This window comes from Psychrobacter sp. 1U2 (assembly GCF_051847575.1).
This window is the reverse complement of record NZ_JBPYDC010000154.1, coordinates 1-1,591: the sequence shown is the minus strand read 5'-3', so window position 1 is coordinate 1,591 and position 1,591 is coordinate 1. Positions and strand designations below refer to the sequence as shown.

The following is a 1,591-nucleotide window of genomic DNA, read 5'->3' as shown; positions in this document are numbered from 1 at the left end:
TGCTCTCTGGTATTTTGCTGCTGCTCTCAGAACCCTTTCGTATCGGCGATCAGATTGTCTCAGGCGATTATGAAGGGACTGTTGAAGACATCAAAATCCGTGCGACGACTATCAGGACTTATGATGGTCGGCAAGTGGTCATTCCAAACTCAGATCTGTATACGTCAGCATTGACTGTCAATACGGCGTATAAGCAGCGCCGTCTGCAAGTGGCAGTCGGTATCGGCTATGAAGACGATATTGAGACGGCAAAAGCGGAGATTTTACGTGCGTTAGATAAGGCCGATAGCGTATCGACGAAAGCTAAACCAAGTGTTATCGCAACTGGCTTTGGTGGCTCGTCTATAGATCTGACAGTACGCTGGTTTATCGAAGATGGTACTCAAGCAAACAAAGTCGCCTCGATTCATCAAGTCATCGTTGAGATTAAGACAGCGCTGGATGCAGCAGATATCAATATCCCCTTCCCAATAAGGACGATAGATCTAAGCGATCCTTCAGTAAAAGCCATCGTCAATAGATTAAATGAACATCAAGCTGTTAATACCGATAAAGCTGAAAAATAGCTTGATTACAATAAGGCCTCTGCTTTGGCCACAATGTTTGTCTACGTTGAGTAGTCTTTGCCTATGACTAAAAGAACCATCGCCCTTGGAGTCATGAAACTTAGCGTGGCTCAAAAACAAGACCACAGTGCTTTAGATACCTTAACTGAAGCAGCTATGGTTGCGTTTAATCAAGTTGTCCAAAAGACGTTGGATATTGAGGTGTCGTCGTTTTCCTTTACAGGGCATAGCCTTACTCCTAGCAGGCAAGGCTACCAAGCCCTCGACTTTGTACAGATCGGTATCAACGAAAAGACTGAACGCAAACTGGCCTTTTTGCTTATCGTTACAGATGTTGAGATTGCCGCCGCGTCGATGTCCTACCTTCTTGCGCTGCCATCGCAGCTTACGAACGTGGCTGTAATCTCCACGCGCCGCTTGGTCGATCATGGAGAGGACAAGCTTTTACAAAAAGGGCTTCGTACCGAGCGACTTACCACGATAATGCTGCACTGCTTTGGGCGACTGCTCAACCTAAGCTATACAAAGGAGCCAACCAACTATTTGGCGCGAGTGGAGATGTCAGACGATCTTGACGCCATGCGACATTTCACAGTGATTCAGCAGCAGCAGATGGTCAAAAATTTGCCACAAGAAGCCAATGATCGTTACTCTAGGGGCGGTAAGCTTACCTTTATCATACGTCACATCTTAGGCAACCTTCCTCGAATATTTCGCGGCGCTATTAGAGCGAATCCGTTACGCATTACCACCAAGCTACCAACCATGATCGCAACAGCGCTTTCAGTGATTATCGTCCTTATATTTGGCGGGGAGACATGGGATTTTGCTGCTTCAGTTTCCTACGGACAGCTCACAGTCTTTGTGATTACAAGTTTTTTGGCAGCCAGCTTTGTGCTATATCGAGCTTTTTCTTTTCGGCTGATTGCAACACGGCGAGGGCAGACGTCGGAGAGTTCAGTGGTTACAGCGGCAGCCACCTATTTGGCACTGGTACTGACCTTAATTTGTATGTTTTTTATGTT

The 1,591-nt window shown here is 46.4% G+C and carries 2 protein-coding genes; both read left to right on the top strand.

Annotated elements, in window-relative coordinates:
* Positions 1-566, top strand: a 566-nt coding sequence (locus ACS8FD_RS14030) for a mechanosensitive ion channel family protein (RefSeq protein ID WP_439276323.1), incomplete at its 5' end; no start/stop codon positions are given.
* 63 nt (positions 567-629) lie between these two features.
* Positions 630-1,591: hypothetical protein (locus ACS8FD_RS14025; RefSeq protein ID WP_439276322.1), on the top strand; the 962-nt coding region annotated here is incomplete at its 3' end.